The following is a 1966-nucleotide window of genomic DNA, read 5'->3' as shown; positions in this document are numbered from 1 at the left end:
GGTCCCGGCCGACCGGCTCGAAGGAGTCGACGGTCCAGGGGGCGTCGTCGGTGAGCAGTCCCGCCGCCGAACGCGTGTAGTACACCGGGGTGTTGTGGGTGTCCATGGCCACGTGCAGTCGGCCGTCCTCGGTCGAGACGCCCAGGGAGATGCTGTTGTGGGAGTCGTCCACCGTGAGCCGGTGCGGCAGCTGGACGGTGTGCCAGTCACCGCCGTCGAGGTAGCGTCGGGCCACGACGGCGTGACGGGACTCGGTGTACCAGGCGGCGTACTGGTGGTCGCCGTGGGTGATGATGCCGGACTGCTGGTAGGAGCCGTTGTTGACCAGTCCGTCGTAGGAGACGAAGTACAGGGCCTGCTCGTCCAGGGTCCGCTGGCCCAGGGGTGTGGCCGAGGGCGCGTCGGCGGCGGCCGCCGGGATCGCCGGGGCGACCCCGAGCGGAACGGCCAGCGCCAGGGCCAGGGCCGTGTTCAGGACGCGGCGCCCGGAGGGGGTACGAGGGGGCATCGGGGGGCCTTTCTGCCAGGGGGGTGTCGGGGCGGTGGTCAGGGCAGGTGGAAGATCTCGGTGAGCGGGAGCATGCCCTCGTCGGGTCGGCCGGGCAGGTCCTCGAAGAACGGCGCCATCTCGGCCTGCCAGCGGTCGTTGACGTCGGTGCGGGCCATGGCGGCGCGGGCCGCCTCGAAGTCCTCGGTCTCCAGGTAGCCGACGACCGTGCCCTCGTCGGTGCAGAAGAGGGAGTAGTTGTGCCAGCCGGTGGCGCTGAGCGCGTCGCGCATCTGGGGCCACACGGCGGCGTGCCGTTCCTTGTACTCCTCCAGCCGCTCCTGGCGGACCTTGAGCACGAAGCAGACGCGCTGCACGGCGTTCCTTTCGTGAAGAGGGGGACGGGGGCGGTCCGGAGGGAGGGGTCCGGTCCGCCCCCTGGGAGAGGGGTCACAGCACCCGCGGGAGTCCGTTGAGGGCGGTGGCCCCCACGCGCGCGCGGCGCCCCTGGGCGATGGCGGGCGACGGGTGGGCTAGAAGTCGAAGTCGTCGACGTTGTCCTCGTTGAAGACCGTCGGCGGGCCGAGCACGACCTCGCCGTCCTCGCCGATGGTGTACTCGCCGAGCTCACCGGCGGTGAAGGTCTCCCCCTCGGCGCCGGTGATCTGTCCGGCCTTCAGCGCGGCCCCGGTGTAGCCCGCCAGGTAGCCCAGCTCGTGCGGGTTCCACAGGGCGAACTCCTCGACGGTCCCGTCGTGGACGAACTCACGCATCTGGTTGGGGGTGCCCAGACCGGTGATGGCGACCTCGCCCTTGTACTCGGAGTCGCTGACGTAACGGGCCGCCGCGGCGATGCCGACCGTGGTCGGCGACACGACGCCGTCCAGGTCCGGATAGGACTGCATCAGGCCCTGCATCTCCTGGAAGGACTGCAGGTCGTCGTCGTTGCCGTAGACGGTGTCGACCAGCTCCAGGTCGGCGTACTCGTCCTCCTGCAGGATCTCCTCCATCGCCGCGATCCAGGTGTTCTGGTTGGTGGCGTTGGGGGTGGCCGACAGGATGGCGAAGGTGCCCTCGCCGCCGATCTGCCCGGAGATCATCTCGACCAGCGCGCGGGCGATGAGCTCGTCGGTGGACTGGGTCACGAACACGTCGGTGCAGTTGGCGTTGGAGTCGTAGCCGATGATGGCGGCGCCGTTGTCGCGGGCCTCGTTCAGCGCCGGGCAGACCGCGTCGGGGTCGTTGGCGGCGATGACGATGACGTCGCTGGCCGCCTGGCTGGCGGCGTTGATGTACTCGACCTGGGAGTCGGCGGTGGGCTCGGTACCGCCGCGCTCGGTGTACTCCCCGGCCAGTTCCTCCACGGCCTGGGCCCCGCCCGCGTTGACGATGTCGGAGTAGGGGTTGTTCAGCTGCTTGGGCAGGAAGTCGATCTTCAGGCCCTCGGGGATCTCCGCGTCGGGGTCGGCGGTGCCGGTC

The 1966-nt window shown here is 70.4% G+C and carries 3 protein-coding genes; all 3 read right to left on the bottom strand.

Annotated features, from left to right (window positions below; genetic code table 11):
* A partial coding sequence (locus D471_RS0124230) for a BNR-4 repeat-containing protein (protein ID WP_026128029.1) occupies positions 1-508 on the bottom strand: 508 nt, incomplete at its 3' end.
* Between the two features lie 38 nt (positions 509-546).
* On the bottom strand, positions 547-864 hold the full coding sequence (locus D471_RS0124225; RefSeq protein ID WP_017601007.1) for an L-rhamnose mutarotase: 318 nt from the start codon (positions 862-864) through the stop codon (positions 547-549).
* A 156-nt stretch (positions 865-1020) separates the two neighbouring features.
* Positions 1021-1966, bottom strand: a 946-nt coding sequence (rhaS, locus tag D471_RS0124220) for a rhamnose ABC transporter substrate-binding protein (RefSeq protein ID WP_017601006.1), incomplete at its 5' end; no start/stop codon positions are given.

Source organism: Nocardiopsis lucentensis DSM 44048, from assembly GCF_000341125.1.
GTDB classification, from domain to species: Bacteria; Actinomycetota; Actinomycetes; order Streptosporangiales; family Streptosporangiaceae; genus Nocardiopsis; species Nocardiopsis lucentensis.
The sequence above is the reverse complement of the archived record's forward strand: the minus strand, read 5'-3'. Positions and strand labels throughout refer to the sequence as shown.